Source organism: Mesorhizobium sp. P2_C5_2, assembly GCF_056404535.1.
This window is the reverse complement of record NZ_JBFUDV010000003.1, coordinates 451,827-467,174: the sequence shown is the minus strand read 5'-3', so window position 1 is coordinate 467,174 and position 15,348 is coordinate 451,827. Positions and strand designations below refer to the sequence as shown.

The 15,348-nt window shown below is 64.0% G+C and carries 15 protein-coding genes; 10 read left to right on the top strand and 5 right to left on the bottom strand.

Features of this window, described 5'->3' with window-relative positions:
* Positions 1-65 precede the first annotated feature (65 nt).
* Positions 66-1,241, top strand: coding sequence for an MFS transporter (locus AC1D1B_RS13555; RefSeq protein ID WP_477332880.1), 1,176 nt, complete (start codon positions 66-68; stop codon positions 1,239-1,241).
* 91 nt (positions 1,242-1,332) lie between these two features.
* The gene (locus tag AC1D1B_RS13550) at positions 1,333-2,388 is read left to right on the top strand and encodes a M14 family metallopeptidase (RefSeq protein WP_477332878.1); all 1,056 of its coding nucleotides are present in this window, start codon (positions 1,333-1,335) and stop codon (positions 2,386-2,388) included.
* Position 2,389: 1 nt separating this feature from the next.
* Here the strand turns inward: AC1D1B_RS13550 and AC1D1B_RS13545 are convergent, their stop codons facing one another.
* Positions 2,390-3,160 (bottom strand): isocitrate lyase/PEP mutase family protein, encoded by a 771-nt coding sequence (locus tag AC1D1B_RS13545; protein ID WP_477332876.1) that lies wholly within the window; start codon positions 3,158-3,160, stop codon positions 2,390-2,392.
* A 310-nt stretch (positions 3,161-3,470) separates the two neighbouring features.
* Between AC1D1B_RS13545 and AC1D1B_RS13540 the strand changes: the two genes are divergently transcribed.
* Positions 3,471-5,675, top strand: coding sequence for an anthranilate synthase (locus AC1D1B_RS13540; RefSeq protein ID WP_477332874.1), 2,205 nt, complete (start codon positions 3,471-3,473; stop codon positions 5,673-5,675).
* 5 nt (positions 5,676-5,680) lie between these two features.
* A complete protein-coding gene (locus AC1D1B_RS13535; protein ID WP_477332872.1) occupies positions 5,681-6,628 on the top strand; it encodes a cation diffusion facilitator family transporter in 948 nt (315 codons plus the stop codon).
* A gap of 158 nt (positions 6,629-6,786) precedes the next feature.
* Here the strand turns inward: AC1D1B_RS13535 and AC1D1B_RS13530 are convergent, their stop codons facing one another.
* The gene (locus AC1D1B_RS13530; RefSeq protein ID WP_477332870.1) at positions 6,787-7,884 is read right to left on the bottom strand and encodes a hypothetical protein; all 1,098 of its coding nucleotides are present in this window, start codon (positions 7,882-7,884) and stop codon (positions 6,787-6,789) included.
* A 100-nt stretch (positions 7,885-7,984) separates the two neighbouring features.
* Here AC1D1B_RS13530 and AC1D1B_RS13525 point away from each other — a divergent pair, with 100 nt between their 5' ends.
* The 5 genes from AC1D1B_RS13525 to AC1D1B_RS13505 all read left to right on the top strand — a co-directional run bounded on the left by AC1D1B_RS13525 (position 7,985) and on the right by AC1D1B_RS13505 (position 11,627).
* On the top strand, positions 7,985-8,413 hold the full coding sequence (locus tag AC1D1B_RS13525; RefSeq protein WP_477332868.1) for a DsrE family protein: 429 nt from the start codon (positions 7,985-7,987) through the stop codon (positions 8,411-8,413).
* A 74-nt stretch (positions 8,414-8,487) separates the two neighbouring features.
* Positions 8,488-9,267 (top strand): SDR family NAD(P)-dependent oxidoreductase, encoded by a 780-nt coding sequence (locus tag AC1D1B_RS13520; protein ID WP_477332866.1) that lies wholly within the window; start codon positions 8,488-8,490, stop codon positions 9,265-9,267.
* Positions 9,268-9,347: 80 nt separating this feature from the next.
* A complete protein-coding gene (locus tag AC1D1B_RS13515) occupies positions 9,348-9,656 on the top strand; it encodes a putative quinol monooxygenase (protein ID WP_181061292.1) in 309 nt (102 codons plus the stop codon).
* A 79-nt stretch (positions 9,657-9,735) separates the two neighbouring features.
* Positions 9,736-10,824: an AbrB family transcriptional regulator gene (locus tag AC1D1B_RS13510; protein WP_477332864.1), complete on the top strand. Its 1,089-nt coding sequence runs from the start codon at positions 9,736-9,738 to the stop codon at positions 10,822-10,824.
* A 50-nt stretch (positions 10,825-10,874) separates the two neighbouring features.
* On the top strand, positions 10,875-11,627 hold the full coding sequence (locus tag AC1D1B_RS13505) for an SDR family NAD(P)-dependent oxidoreductase (RefSeq protein ID WP_477333312.1): 753 nt from the start codon (positions 10,875-10,877) through the stop codon (positions 11,625-11,627).
* A gap of 50 nt (positions 11,628-11,677) precedes the next feature.
* Here the strand turns inward: AC1D1B_RS13505 and AC1D1B_RS13500 are convergent, their stop codons facing one another.
* Positions 11,678-12,574: a LysR family transcriptional regulator gene (locus AC1D1B_RS13500; protein WP_477332862.1), complete on the bottom strand. Its 897-nt coding sequence runs from the start codon at positions 12,572-12,574 to the stop codon at positions 11,678-11,680.
* 147 nt (positions 12,575-12,721) lie between these two features.
* Here AC1D1B_RS13500 and AC1D1B_RS13495 point away from each other — a divergent pair, with 147 nt between their 5' ends.
* The gene (locus tag AC1D1B_RS13495; protein WP_477332860.1) at positions 12,722-14,251 is read left to right on the top strand and encodes an MFS transporter; all 1,530 of its coding nucleotides are present in this window, start codon (positions 12,722-12,724) and stop codon (positions 14,249-14,251) included.
* A gap of 6 nt (positions 14,252-14,257) precedes the next feature.
* Here the strand turns inward: AC1D1B_RS13495 and AC1D1B_RS13490 are convergent, their stop codons facing one another.
* Complete coding sequence (locus tag AC1D1B_RS13490; RefSeq protein WP_477332858.1) at positions 14,258-14,572, bottom strand: nuclear transport factor 2 family protein; 315 nt, start codon at positions 14,570-14,572, stop codon at positions 14,258-14,260.
* On the bottom strand, positions 14,572-15,348 hold the full coding sequence (locus AC1D1B_RS13485) for an esterase family protein (protein ID WP_477332856.1): 777 nt from the start codon (positions 15,346-15,348) through the stop codon (positions 14,572-14,574). Before AC1D1B_RS13485 ends, AC1D1B_RS13490 begins: the two co-directional genes overlap by 1 nt.

Genomic DNA, 15,348 nt, shown 5'->3' with positions numbered 1-15,348 from the left:
GTACATTGCGCATGGCACGGCTTCTCGTTCAGTCTGAAATTGAACCGATTCAGTCTGGACTTTCCATGCCTTTGCCGATCCTTGCGCTTGCCATTGCGTCCTTCTGCATCGGCACCACCGAATTCGTCATCATGGGCCTGTTGCCCGAGGTCGCCGCCGATCTCGGCGTGTCGATCCCCTCGGCCGGTCTGCTGGTCACCGGCTATGCGCTGGGCGTCGTCTTCGGCGCGCCGATCGTCGCCATGGCCACCGCGCATTTGCCGCGCAAGCCTGTGCTGGTCGCGCTGACGGCGATGTTCGTCGTCGGCAATCTCCTCTGCGCCATCGCGCCCAACTACTGGCTCCTGATGGCGGCACGTGTCTTCACCGCTTTCGGCCACGGCGCCTTCTTCGGCATCGGTTCTGTGGTTGCCGCGAGCCTTGTGCCGCGCAACAAGCGCGCCAGCGCCATGGCGATGATGTTTGCGGGATTGACGCTCTCCAACATTCTCGGCGTTCCCGCCGGCACCGCGCTTGGCGAAGCGTTCGGCTGGCGCTCCACCTTCTTTGCCGTCGTCGGCATCGGCCTGATCTCGGTCGCCGCCATCGCCTGGCTGGTGCCCTCCAACGTCGCTGAACCGAGCGGTGGCGGCCTGCGCGGCGAGTTGCGCGTGCTGGGCAAGCTGCAGGTCTGGCTCGCCATGCTGATCGCCTCGCTGGCCTCGGCCAGCCTGTTTGCCGTCTTCACCTACATCAAGCCCTATCTCACCGAGGTCACCGGCCTGTCGACCTCCGCGGTCACCTGGGTGCTGCTGCTGTTCGGTGCGGGCATGACCATAGGCAACATCATCGGCGGCCGGCTGGCCGACTGGAAACTGATGCCGACGGTAATCGGCACGCTGCTGCTGATGGCGGTGCTGTTTGTCGGCTTCACTGAGTTCGGCGCCATCGCCAGCGTCGCCATCGGCGTCGTCTTCCTGTGGGGTCTGCTGATCTTCGTCGTCGTGCCGCCGCTGCAGATCCGTGTCGTCGAGGCGGCGTCCGAAGGACCGAACCTTGCCGCCACGCTCAACCAGGGCGCCTTCAATGTCGGCAATGCCAGCGGCGCCTGGATCGGCGGCGTGGCCCTTTCCGCTGGCGTCTCCTATGCCCATCTGCCGCTGGTAGGCGCGGTACTCGCGCTGCTGGCCGTTAGCGTGGCCGTTGTCTCGCAGGCGCTCGAACGATCCGCGCCGGTGGCTGTTCAGGCTGCCGCCGAATAATTCCATTGCGCCCATGGCGGCGCGAACTGGACCAATCGACAGCCCTACGGCAAACGTGCATGTGTTCTGCCTCTTTTCCTGGAGGCATCCCATGCAGAAATCGATCGAACGCATTGCCGGCGACAGCGAAGGCGTTTTCTACGAATTCCCGGCATTCCACTTCACCGGCGCCGACAAGGCAGCGCCCTCTGCCTATCTGCAGTCGGCACTCCATGCCGGCGAATTGCCGGGCGTCGTCGCCATCGACGCATTGATGCCGGCGTTGAACAAGGCCGAGGCCGAGGGGCGCATCAAGGGCAACATCACGGTCGTACCCTGGGCCAACCCGATCGGCCGCGCGCAATATCATTTCGGCGAACATCAGGGCCGCTTTCATCTCGGCACCCGCACCAACTTCAACCGTGCCTTTCCGCTGCTTGCCGCGCCTGATACCGCACTGTTACCGGACACCACGTTCGGCACTGCCGACCAGCAGTTGAAGACGCGGCTGCTGCAACTTTCCATCGGCCACGACATCGTGCTTGATCTGCATTGTGACGATGAAGGGCTGGCCTATCTCTACGTCCAGACCAGCCTGTGGCCGGCAATGGCCGATTGCGCCGCCGCCATGGGCATCGATGCGGTGGTGCTGTGGAGCGAAGACAGCGCCGGCACCTTCGAGGGCGCCACGATCATGCCCTACCAGAACGTCCCCGCCGACGTGGCGAAGTTCGAGCGGCGCGTCGCCACCACTGTCGAATATCGCGGCATGCTCGATGTCGACGGCGGGCTGGCCGCATCCGATGCCGAAGGGCTCTACCGGCTGCTGGTGGCGCGCGGCGTGATCGCCGACCCGGTCTTGGCCGCACCCGGTCCTTTCATTGGTTTCGTCGCGCCGTTGGAAAACATCGACATGATGCCGGCACCTCGGGCGGGTGCCGTGCTCTACGACGTGAAGCCCGGCGACCGCGTTTCCAAAGGCGCACGCCTGGCCACCATCGTCCATACACCTGGTGAGGTCGGCGGCCGTACCGAAGTATTCGCTCCGCAGGACGGCGTCATCCTGACCCGCCGCTCGCGCCGCATCATCCGCGCCGGCGAGGATCTCCTGAAGCTGGTCGGCGACAAGAAAAGCGCTGATGCTCGGTCAGGGACGCTGGAGGACTGAGTTAGCCCGAAATGGCCAATCGCGCTTTCGCCTCCAGCCATTCAGCCATCTGCCGGTAAGGCAAAGGGCCGTGGCTGATGCGGGAGACGCCAAGTTCGGCCAGCCGCTGGCGTGGCGGCACATGCGCCAGCGCGATTATGTTGACCGGCAACGCGGTGGCTTTGCAGAGCGCCTCGATCAGCCCCTCATCGCCAAGACCCGGCGCAAAGAAGCCGCTTGCGCCGGCCTTTTCATAGGCCTTCGCCCGCTCGATCGCCTGGTCGAGCAGTGCCTTGTCATGCGCATCCGGCTTGGCCTTGAGGAAGATGTCGGTGCGGGCGTTGATATAGGCGGGAATGCCCAAAGCTTTGACGGCAGCAACCGCGGCCTCGATACGTTTCACCTGCACGGCGATGTCGTGCAGGCCGGCGCCGCCGACGATCTGGTCCTCGAAATTGAAACCGATGGCGCCGGCCTGCAAGGCACGTGTCACTGTCTGAGCGACGACCGCTGGCTCGACGCCGTAGCCGCCTTCGAGGTCCATGGTCACCGGCAGGTCGACCGCCGCGACGATGCGCCTGATGTTGTCCAGCGCCAATTCCAGAGGGATCTTCTCGCCATCGGCATAGCCGAAGGCGGCTGCGACCGGCCAGCTTCCAGTGGCGATGGCCTTGGCCCCTGCTTTCTCAACGATCTTGGCCGAGCCCGGATCCCAGGCATTGTAGAGAACAATCGGGTTTCCCTTGACGTGAAGGGCGTGGAACGTGCGTGCGCGCTCGATCTGGTCGGTCATTGCTATCTTTCCCGTCTTTCTCGATGTTGGACCGATAGTCTAGGCAGGACCGCCAGCTCTGGCGATGTGCCATAGGCCCCGGAAGCGGCGGCCACAAACAGGCTTTTCAAACCTGTTGCGCATCCGGCTTTTCGCCGCTATGGATTTCGCCCATGAATATGCGTTCGATCAAGACCATTTGGTGGTGGGCTCGCTGACAGCGGCCTGTTCGAACGCGTGCGCGTGAAAATAGAAGGTGGCCGCAACGGAATGTCCGGGCGGCCATTTGTTTTTTCAAAGCCAGTCCCGGGTCCGTTGCCCAACAAGCCAGATGGAGACGGCAATGACGACGATAAAGGTTCTGGAAAACGGCGCTGAACGCTTCGTGACAGCAGGTGGCGTCACCATCACCCGCGATCGTCACGATAAGCCTTATGCCGGAGCCATCGACGCCTATGTCGATGGGCTGAATTCGCGCCGCGGTGCCGTATTTTCCTCGAATTACGAATATCCCGGCCGCTACACGCGCTGGGATACGGCCATCATCGATCCGCCGCTGGTGATTTCCGCGCGCGGCCGCGCCATGCGCATCGAGGCGCTGAACGGCCGTGGCGAGGTGCTGTTGCCGATGATCGGCAAGGCACTCGCCAGCTTGAGTGAAGTCACAATCACCGAAACCTCGAAAAAGCTGATCCGCCTCGACGTCGCCAAGCCAGGCCGGGTCTTCACCGAGGAAGAGCGCAGCCGTGTCCCCTCCGTCTTCACCGTGCTGCGCGCCATCACCGCTTTGTTCAAGACCGAGGAAGACGCCAATCTCGGCCTCTACGGCGCCTTCGGCTACGACCTCGCCTTCCAGTTCGATCCGGTCGACTACACGCTCGAACGCAAGCAGAGCCAGCGCGACCTCGTGCTGTTCCTGCCCGACGAGATCCTGGTCGTCGACCATTACTCGACCAAGGCCTGGACCGACCGCTATGACTATTCCGGCGATGGCTTTTCGACCGAGGGACTACCGCGCGACGAGATCGCCGAACCGTTCAAGACCGCCGACCGCATCCCGCCGCGCGGCGACCATGAACCCGGCGAGTATGCCAATCTGGTGCGCAAGGCGATGGACTCCTTCAAGCGCGGCGACCTGTTCGAGGTCGTGCCCGGGCAGATGTTCTACGAGCGCTGCGAGACACAGCCTTCGGAGATTTCGCGCAAGCTGAAGTCGATCAACCCCTCGCCCTATTCCTTCTTCATCAATCTCGGCGAAAACGAGTATCTGATCGGCGCCTCGCCGGAGATGTTCGTGCGCGTCAATGGCCGCCGGGTCGAGACCTGCCCGATCTCCGGCACCATCAAGCGCGGCGACGACGCCATTTCCGACAGTGAGCAGATCCTGAAGCTGCTCAACTCCAAGAAGGACGAATCCGAGCTGACAATGTGCTCGGACGTCGACCGCAACGACAAGTCGCGTGTTTGCGACCCAGGTTCGGTGCGCGTCATCGGCCGCCGCCAGATCGAGATGTATTCGCGCCTGATCCACACCGTCGATCACATCGAGGGCCGGCTGCGCGAAGGCATGGATGCCTTCGACGCCTTCCTGTCGCATGCCTGGGCAGTCACCGTCACCGGCGCGCCGAAGCTCTGGGCCATGCGCTTCATCGAACAGAACGAGAAGAGCCCGCGCGCCTGGTATGGCGGCGCCATCGGCATGGTCAATTTCAACGGCGACATGAACACCGGCCTGACCTTGCGCACCATCCGCATCAAGGACGGCATCGCCGAGGTGCGTGCCGGCGCCACGCTGCTCTTCGACAGCATCCCCGAGGAAGAAGAAGCCGAAACCGAACTGAAGGCATCCGCCATGCTCTCCGCCATTCGCGACGCCAAATTAGGCAACGCCGCCGGCACCGAACGCACCACCGCACGCGTCGGCGACGGCGTCAACATCCTGCTCGTCGACCACGAGGACTCGTTCGTCCACACGCTGGCCAATTATTTCCGCCAGACCGGCGCCAATGTCTCGACCGTCCGCACGCCGGTGCCGGAGGAAGTGTTCGAACGGCTGAAACCTGACCTCGTCGTGCTGTCGCCCGGACCGGGTACGCCGAAAGATTTCGACTGTGCCGCCACCATCAAGAAGGCGCGCGCCCGCGACCTGCCTATCTTCGGCGTCTGCCTTGGCCTGCAGGCGCTGGCCGAGGCCTATGGTGGCGAACTCCGGCAATTGCATGTGCCGATGCACGGCAAGCCGTCGCGCATTCGCGTCTCCAAGCCCGGCATCATCTTCTCCGGTCTGCCCAAGGAAGTCACCGTAGGTCGCTACCACTCGATCTTTGCCGATCCGGTGCGGCTGCCCGATGATTTCATCGTCACAGCCGAGACCGAGGACGGCATCATCATGGCCTTCGAGCACCGCAAGGAGCCGATCGCAGCGGTGCAGTTCCATCCGGAATCGATCATGACGCTCGGCCACAATGCCGGCATGCGCATCATCGAGAACATCGTTGCGCATCTGCCGCGCAAAGCCAAGGAAAAGGCTGCTTAGCGACGATGGCGGCAACCGAGAACATCGCGGCGACGGCGGCAAAGGCAGCGGCCAGGCACAGGATCGCCAGCCTTGCCTTCTGGTCGATCGTCGTTGCCTTCGTCGTGCTCGCGCTCAAGCTTGCCGCCTGGTACGTCACCGGCTCCGTCGCGCTCTATTCGGACGCGCTGGAATCGATCGTCAACGTCATCGCCTCGGCCGCCGCCTATTGGGCGATCCAGGTCAGCTACAAGCCGGCCGACCAGGATCATCCATTCGGCCACCACAAGGCCGAGTACTTCTCGGCTGTGCTGGAAGGCGTGCTGATCGTACTCGCAGCACTTTTGATCCTCAACGAGGTCTGGCGCTCCTGGCAAACGCCGACGCCGCTCGAGCAGCCTTGGGAAGGTCTCGCTGTCAACGGCGTCGCCACCGTCATCAATGCCTTCTGGGCCTGGACGCTGATCCGCGCCGGCCGCGCCGCGAAATCACCGGCGCTGGTTGCCGATGGCAATCACATCATGACCGATGTGGCGACCTCGATCGGCGTGTTTGGCGGCCTGGTCGGCGCGATCCTGACCGGCTGGCAGATCCTCGATCCGGCGCTCGCCGTCATCGTTGCGCTCAACATCCTGTGGCAGGGCTGGCACGTCATCGGCTCGTCGATGAACGGGCTGATGGACCGCGCCGTCGACACGCAGGAGCACATGCACATCCGCGACATCATCTCGGCCAACTGCAAGGGCGCGCTGGAGGTTCACGACCTCAAGACCCGCATCGCCGGCCGCGCCACCTTCATCGAGTTCCACCTCGTCGTCGACGCCGACATGACGGTGGGCGCCAGCCACGTGATCTGCGACCGCATCGAGGATGCGCTGAAAGCCGAAATCCCCTCCGTGCGCGTCACCATCCATGTCGAGCCGGATGATGAAGCGAAGCTGCCGAAAGGCACCACGGCAGTGCCGTTCGCTTAACCTCGCGCCAGGTGCCAAGGTCTGTCGAGATTCAGGTCAGGCCGAGCCGAGAGTGGTGGCTTCCGAGAACCGGAGCGGAGCGTACTTGAAGTACGTGAGCACCGGAAGCGCAGGAAGCCGCCGTTCGCAGGCCGGCATCACCTGAATATCGATAGACCTTAAGGTGCACAGGCCGACTGCGGCATCGACTCCAGCCGATAGACTTTGTCGTCCGATTCCGTCTTGCCATCCGCCGCCTGCGAACACAGATCGACGATCGCCAGGCTGCTGTTGGGGTTGGCCAGCATCATGGTGCCGTTGGCGCCGCGCTTGAGGTAGATTTCCTTCTGCGCGATATCGCAGGAAAAATTGCTCATCTTCGAACTGGCCGCGCAGCGCCACTGGTCCGCTTCGCCCTGGCAGGAATAGGTCTGCGTGATCTTGGCCCCGTTCTTCCGGGTGGTCACCGAAACGGCAATGTCGGCACCGTCGGGCCAGTTGGCGACATCGCCGCCTGAGGCAAAGGACGCGAGTTCGACCGGCCCGCGGAAGACGCGGATCGATTGCGTCACCTGGTCAGGATGCGAGGAGAGATGCGCGGCATCGTAATCGCGCCCGTAGCAGAAAGGTTGGTCCGGCTTCAGCCGCTCGCGCAACGGAGCGCCAAGCGCCGGATCGATCGGGTCGATCTTGGCGAACTCAGCCTTGCAGGTCGCGACCGGCATCGGGTCGAGGCGAAAATTATCGTCTTCCGAGCCCAGCGCCTGCCGGTCATATTCGGCCTCGCCGAGTTCATCTTCCGATCCCGCGTCGAGATAAAGATCGGACGAGACGTCGGTGAGGATCAGGCGGCCTTTGTCATCCAGCTTCAGCGAGGCCATGGTTCGGTCGCAGTCCATGCCGCAGCGGATCGGGCCTGACTTGCCGTCCTCGGACTCGTGATTGCACCAGCCGCCGGCCCATTGCGGCGTCTTGGCGCCGCGCACGGTGGTGGTGAGAAAGCCGTTGTAGGAGGTATCGGCGTTTTCCATCGGCTCCTCGTTCGGCCGGCTCACCGGATCATGGCCATAGAGGAAGAAAATCCGCGCCACCTTCTGCTTCGGATGCGCCTTGAGGTGGACTGCGTCATAGACACGGCCGAAACAGGCATCGGCGCCGTTCGGGCTGAGTTCGGGCAATTTCAGTGCATCGTCGGCGACGGCCGAACCCGCGAGCGCGCCGAGCAGCATGGCGCCAAATCCAGCGCTAGCGAAATTCTTCCACTTCCTGAACGTCATGTGCCCCTCCCTCGCATCGACAGGACGTAGCGTCAGTTTATGCTAGGATCATGGCCACAGCCACGCAATTTGCGGTGAGCGCCAAGACGAGGAGGATGCCATGCGCCGACGCGACATGTTCCGGGCCAGCCTTGCCGGCGCCGCCGGCCTGTTCGGACTGAGTCGGGCAGCGGCCGCCGAAGAAAAGCCGAAAGTCGCCTATCACCTCAGCGACCTCGACAAGGTCAACTTCGTGCTCGGCAACATCAAGAACCACTATGAAGGCACCGGTGGCAAGGTCGAGATCGTGCTGGTCGTGCATGGTCCAGCCCTTGCCGGCTTCAAGTCGAAAGGCATATCGGCGGCGATTTCGGGACGCTTCGCCGGCCTCGTCCAGCAGGGCCTCGAGCCGCACGCCTGCGGCAACACTATGAAGGGCATGGAGATCACCCTTGCCGACCTGCTCGAGGGCTTCCACGCCGCCGACAAGGGCGGCGTCGTCAAGCTCGCCGAACTGCAGCGCCAGGGCTACGCCTATCTCAGGCCGTGAGCCGCCACGGACTTGAACGCAAGGCCGGTGTGAGCTTACGAAGGGAGAGCAGAAATCCCGAAGGAAAAGTGCCCATGGCCGCGACCGCTCTTGTCATCCCCGATCTTGCCGGCAAGGCGGTGCTGGTCACCGGCGCCTCGACCGGCATAGGCGCTGCCCTTGCGCTGGCCTATGCCGCGCAAAAAAGCCGTGTCGCGCTGCATTACAATTCGAGCCGCGAGGCGGCGGAGAAGCTGGCCAAGACCATCCGCGACGGCGGCGGCGAGGTGTTCCTGACCCAGGGCGACTTCTCACAGGCCGCCGATGTCGAGCGCGTCGTCGAGGAGAGCGCTAAGCATTTCGGCCGGCTCGACGGGCTGGTCAACAATGCCGGCGGCATGCTTGGCCGTGTGCCTTATGCCGAGCAGACCGAGGCGCATTACGACGCGGTGATGGACCTCAACGCGCGCTCGGTGCTGACGGCGTCACGCAAGGCGATGCCATGGCTGAAGAAGCAGGGCGGCTTCATCGTCAACACCTCGTCAATCGCCGCGCGCAATGGCGCCGGCGGCGGCGCCGGACTCTACGGCTCGGCCAAGGCCTTCGTCTCCAACGTCACCCGCGGCATGGCCAAGGAACTGATCGGCTTCGGCATCCGCGTCAACGCGGTGGCGCCGGGTACGATCCTGACCCCATTCCACGAGCGCTATTCCACCGACGAGCAGATGAAGGGCATGGTCGCCACCATTCCTCAAGGGCGCGCCGGCACGGCGGAGGATTGCGTCGGAGCCTATCTGTTCCTCTCGTCGGACCTCCTTAGCGGCTACATCACCGGCCAGGTGATCGAGGTGAATGGTGGCCAGTTGATGCCTTGAGCGGTCAATTGCATACTGCGTCTCGCAACCATGCATGTCGTGCGAGCGTTTGCTGAGGTTTGAAGGGGAGACGTAAGGCAATGTACGGACTGATCGGCAAAATGCGGGCGGCGCGCGGCCAGCGCGACGCGATCATGGACGTCCTGCTCGCCTCGACCGGCGCCATGCCCGGCTGCCTGAGTTATGTCATCGCCCGCGATCCGGCCGATGCTGACGCGATCTGGGTGACCGAAGTGTGGACCGATGCCGCAAGCCACAAGGCTTCGCTGCAGCTGCCGGAAGTCCAGGCGGCGATCGCCAAGGCGCGGCCGATCATCGCCGGCTTCGAATTCCAGGTCGAGACCCATCCGGCCGGCGGCTTCGGCCTGGCCGCTGTCAAGAACGAGTGACATCCGAGGGCGGGCTCGGGGTCGTGAATTTCTTCCGAGACAGGGTTCGCATTTTTCTCTTCCAGGTCTAGGACCCGACATGGACTCCTCGCCAGATCAGCCGGCCGTCGAACGCATGGCGCGCATGCGCCCGGTCCGACAGTGGCTGGTGCTGCTGATCTTCTCGCTGCTGTTCGCCGGCGCGCTGGAATATGCCGCACTGCCGGCGGCGCTGCTGATCGGCCCGATGCTGGCGGCGATCCTTGCCGGCACCAATGGCGCCACCGTGCGCGTGCCGCGGCCGCTGTTCGGCGCCGCCCAGGCCGTCGTCGGCTGCCTGGTCGCTGCGTCGATCTCCGCTGACATCTTCTCGGTTTTCTACAAGGAATGGCCGCTGTTCCTCGTCGTGGTGCTGGCGACGTTAGCGGCGTCCAGCCTGCTCGGCTGGCTGATCAGCCGCTGGCGCATCCTGCCCGGCACCACCGCGGTCTGGGGTTCGTCGCCAGGAGCAGCCACCGCCATGGTGCTGATGGCCGGTGCCTTCGGCGCCGACCAGCGCCTCGTCGCCTTCATGCAGTATCTGCGCGTCATCTTCGTCTCGATGACGGCGGCACTCGTCGCCAAAATGTGGGTCGACACCTCAGGCGTTGAAATCCCGGCTATCGTCTGGTTCCCGCCGATCGATCCGGCTGCCTTTGCCGCCACGCTCGGCGTGGCATTGATCGGCGGCCTGCTCGGTCGCCTTTGCCGGCTGCCCTCGCCCTTCTTCCTCGGCACCTTCATCTTTGGCACCATCGTCCATCTCGGCTTCGGCGTGGCGATGCAATTGCCGCAATGGCTGCTGGCGCTCAGCTATGGGATGGTCGGCTGGTCGATCGGGTTGAACTTCACTCGGCCGATCCTGCGCCATGCGACACGGGCGCTGCCGCAGATCGTCGGCTCGATCGTCGTGCTGATCGCCTTTTGCGGCGGGCTCGCCTGGCTGATCAGCCATGTCCTCGGCATCGATCCGCTGACCGCCTATCTCGCAACCAGCCCCGGCGGCATGGACAGCGTCGCCATCATTGCCGCCGCCGCGCAGAACGTCGACATATCCTTCGTCATGGCGCTGCAATCGGCCCGCTTCCTGGTCGTGCTCATCGCCGGGCCGAGCATAGCGCGGCTGGTGGCGAGAGCCGTCAGGGACTGAGTTACGAATTCAAAGATTCGTTGAAGAGGAAATTGCCCATGAACCGTCGCGTGAATGCCGTCGATCTCTCAAGCCGTGTCGCCGTGGTGACCGGCGGCGCGCAAGGCATCGGCCTTGCGGTGGCCCGCCGCCTGCTGTCGTCGGGCGCCAGCGTTGCCATCTGGGATGTCGACCAGGCTGCGATGAAGAACGCCGTCGCCGAACTCGCCCCGCTCGGCCGGGTCGAGGCTTTGCTGTGCGATCAATCATTGATCGAGGCCGTCGACAGCGCCGCGATCGAAACCGAGCGCTCGCTTGGCCCGGTCGATCTGCTGGTCAACAATGCCGGCATTGCCGGACCGGCAGCGACGGTAGTGGATTATGATCCTGCCGCCTGGCGCCAGATCATCGATATCGACCTCAACGGCGTTTTCTACTGCTGCAAGCGCCTGGTGCCCGGCATGATCGCGCGCTGCTACGGCCGCATCGTCAACGTCGCCTCGGTGGCCGGCAAGGAAGGCAACCCGAACGCCGCCGCCTATTCCGCTGCCAAGGCCGGCGTGCTCGCGCTGACCAAATCGCTCGGCAAGGAACTGGCCGGCCACGACATCGCCGTCAACGCGCTGACGCCGTCACCGGCGCGCACCCGCATCCTCGAACAGCTCACCGAGGCCCAGGTCGCCTACATGCTGGGCAAGGTTCCGCGCGGCCGGTTCGTCGAGGTCGAAGAGGCGGCCGCGATGATCGCCTTCATGCTGTCGGACGAAAACTCCTTCACCACCGGCGCGACGTTCGACCTGTCCGGCGGCCGCGCGACGTACTGAAGGCAGCGCTATTCCTCACTGTCGTCGTCATCGCCGTCGGCCGCGAAGGACTACGAACCGCTCAGCATCGCGGCAAGCCGGTCGGGGAGGAAATCGACGAAAGCGCGAACCTTTGGCGACAAATGGCGATTGGATGGCCACAGCAAGCGGAACTGGCCGCGGCCGTCGACGTGATCGTCCAGCACCGTCAGAAGTTTGCCGTCGCGCAACGCCTCGCGAACCAGGAAATCGGGCATCGAGCTGATGCCGAGCCCGGCCATCGTGGCGCCCTTCAGCGCCTCCGTGTTGTTGCAGGTCAGCATAGAGCGAACCTGCGGCTCGGCGCTGCCGCCGATGAACGGCCAGCCCTGCAGCTTGCCGCTGTTGGGAAAGCGGAAGCGTATGCCGTAGTGGTTCACGAGATCGTCCAGTCCGCTCGGGTTGCCGTGCTGATCGAGGTAGGAAGGCGCTGCACACAACAGCAGCCGGAAGGGCGCAAGCGGCCGCGCCACCAGGCGCGAATCCGGCAGGTCGCCGCTGCGGATCGCGATGTCGACGCCTTCGTCGATGAGGTCGACGATGCGGTCGTTGAAGTCGATGTCGAGTTCGATTTCGGGATAGCGCGCCATGAATTCCGAGAGCACCGGGAACAGCAGGTGATAGGTGACGATCGGCGTCGAAATGCGCAGCCGCCCATGTGGGGTTTCGCGCGTCCGCGACAGCATCGCCTCGGCATCGTCGATGTCGTCGAGGATGCGGCGCACCCGCTCGTTGAACAGCTTGCCCTCCTCGGTCAGACCGATGCGGCGCGTGCTGCGCTGAAGCAGCCGTACGCCAAGGTCCTGCTCAAGCCTGGCGACGCTCTTGCCGACGGCCGAAGCCGAGATGCCGAGCGTTCGGCCGGCGGCGATGAAGCTGCCGAACTCAGCCGTGCGGGCAAAGGCCAGGAGGCCGTTGAGGCGATCCATTACATCTCTCCATTCGAGCGTTTCAGTCCGCTATATCTGGAGATTTAACACTATTTTTCTGGAAATGTCGCCGGCCTATCTTCTCGTCAGACCGGCGCCGCGCTCCCAGCGGCAGGCCGGCGGATCCTGCTTCAGATAGGAAAGTCCATGACCTCGAAGACCCCAAACGGCGCAGCCGCGCCATGGCTCGTCCTGCTGTCGGTATGCCTTGCCGCCATGACCATGCCCTTGACCTTCACCGGCCCGGCCGTCGCACTCTCGCGCATTGCAGCCGATCTCGGCGGCAGCCCGATCGCGCTCAACTGGGTGACGAACGCCTTCATGCTGACCTTTGGCGCCACTCTGATGGCGTTGGGCGCGCTCGCCGATAATCATGGCCGCAAGCGGCTCTTCCTTGTTGGCCTCGGCCTCTATGTCCTGGCCACGCTGGGCGCGATGCTGGCGCCTGACATTGTCTGGTTTGATACACTTCGGGCCGCGCAAGGGCTCGGCAGTGCCGCCGCCTTCGCTGGCGGCGCCTCCGCGCTTGCCCAGGAATTCGAGGGGCAATTGCGGCTGCGCGCCTTTTCCTTCCTCGGCACCAGTTTCGGCATCGGCCTCGCGTTTGGACCGATCGCGTCGGGCCTGCTCATCGATGCCTTCGGCTGGCGGTCGATCTTCCTTCTGGTCACCGCGCTTGCGATTGCAGCTGCTCTGCTCGGCCTGCGCACCATCAACGAATCGCGCGACCCGGATGCGACCGGTCTCGACTGGGCGGGAGCCGGCACCTTCACGATCGCGCTGGCATCGCTGACCTATGGCGTGTTGCAGGCGCCGCAGAGCGGCTGGACCGATCCGCTCGTCATCGGTCTTCTCGCCATGGCTGCTCTCTTCTTTGCCGCCTTCGTCATCGTCGAGCGGCGCGTGCGCCGGCCGATGCTCGATCTCTCGCTGTTCCGCTATCCGCGCTTCGTCGGCGTCCAGTTTCTGGCGGCTGCCCCCGCCTATGGCTTCGTCGTCCTGCTCGTACTGTTGCCGATCCGCTTCATCGGCATCGAAGGGATGAGCGAGATCAAGGCCGGGCAATTGATGATCTGCCTCTCGGGACCGCTGTTGATCCTGCCTCTGCTTGCCGGCCAGCTCGCACGCTGGATCGCTCCGGCGACGATCTGCGGCGTCGGCCTGCTGATCGCCGCCGGCGGTCTTGTCTGGCTGAGCCTGACACCGCCTGTCGCCATCGCCCTGGTGGCGCCGCTGATGCTGATCGGCGTCGGCATCGCTTTGCCCTGGGGGCTGATGGACGGACTTGCCGTCAGCGTCGTGCCAAAGGAGCGCGCCGGCATGGCGGTCGGCATCTTCAACACCACCCGTGTCGCTTGCGAAGGCGTGGCGCTGGCCATCGTCATGGCTGTTCTGTCGGGTTTCACGGCGGCGCAACTGGCGGCTCAGGGAACGGCGCCTTCCCTCAGAGCAATCGCCGCCGCGCAGCTGCTGGCTACCGGCAATGTCGGCGAAGCGGCAGCCCGCTTGCCAGGTGCCGGAGCCACGGTCCTGATCCAGGCCTACGAGACGGCGTTCGACAGGCTGCTGATCGTGCTGGCGGCAATCACCATCGTCACCGCTCTTGTCGTCTTCCTCGGCTTGCGTCGCGCACCGGCGCCGGAACACGAGACCATGCCTCTATGCCAGGAAGGATAGGCGAACTCAACTGATGATGAGGCTCGCTATGCGGTCGCCGTCCAGCGTGAAGACCATGTCGCCCTCGCCGTTGAAGCCGTCGCCTTTGACGGCAATGCGGACTTGGTAGCTGCCTTGCGCCTCGGCTATGCGGACAATGCGAAGATTGGATCTCACGCCGATATTGTCCGACTGGTTCCAGCGCGCGATCTGCTCGCGGCCGTGGAAAGACCGTCCCCAGTCGGTCAGGGACGCGTCGGCTGTGAACGTGTCGAGAAACGCCTCGGTGTCTCCGGCATTAGTAGCGTCGACAAAGCGGCGGATGGGCTCGGGTGTGGTCATCAGTCCAATCTATGCATCAGATCGTCGTCCAGCCAACGGCCGAAGAAATAGACCAGCTGCTTGTGCCACCACGGCCAGTCATGGCTAACGTCGCCGCCCCAATAGTCGACCCAGGCGGGAATGGATTTGTCGCGCAGAATCTGCTCCAGCCTACGCGTCTCGACCAGCATGCGCTCTTCCCAGGCGCCCTGCCCGCAACAGAAAATCATCCTCAGCGCCTTCAGCCGTGCCAGCAGCTTGGGGTCGACGATGCCGGGCAGATAGTCGAGCGGCGAGTTGTAAAAGATGTCGCCTTCCAGCGCCTTGCCGAAGAAGTCGCGCGCCGAATAGACGCCCGACAGCGCGATGACGCCGCTGGCCAGTTCGGGAAAACGAAAGACGAAATTCGAGGAATGGTAACCGCCCATCGAGCAGCCGGTGAACAGCGGTTTCAGCTTGCGCCCGCCATTGGCTTGCTCGGCGGTCGCCAGAAACTCCGGCAGCGCCTCCTCGCGCACATAGCGGAAATAGGCCTCGTGGCGACCGATGCGGTGGGCAGCGTCGGCGTGCTTGTTGAAGAAGGATTCCGAATCGATGCCGTCGACCGCAAACAGCTGGATGCGGCCGGTGTCGATGAATTCGGAGAGCGCCCCAACCCCGCCGGAATCCTCGAACTGATAGAACCGCCCCTGCGAGGTCGGGAACACCACCACCGGCCGGCCGGCATGGCCGTAGCGCTTGTATTCCATGTCGCGGCCGAGATTGCCGGCGAAATGCTTGTGATAGGAAATGTCCAT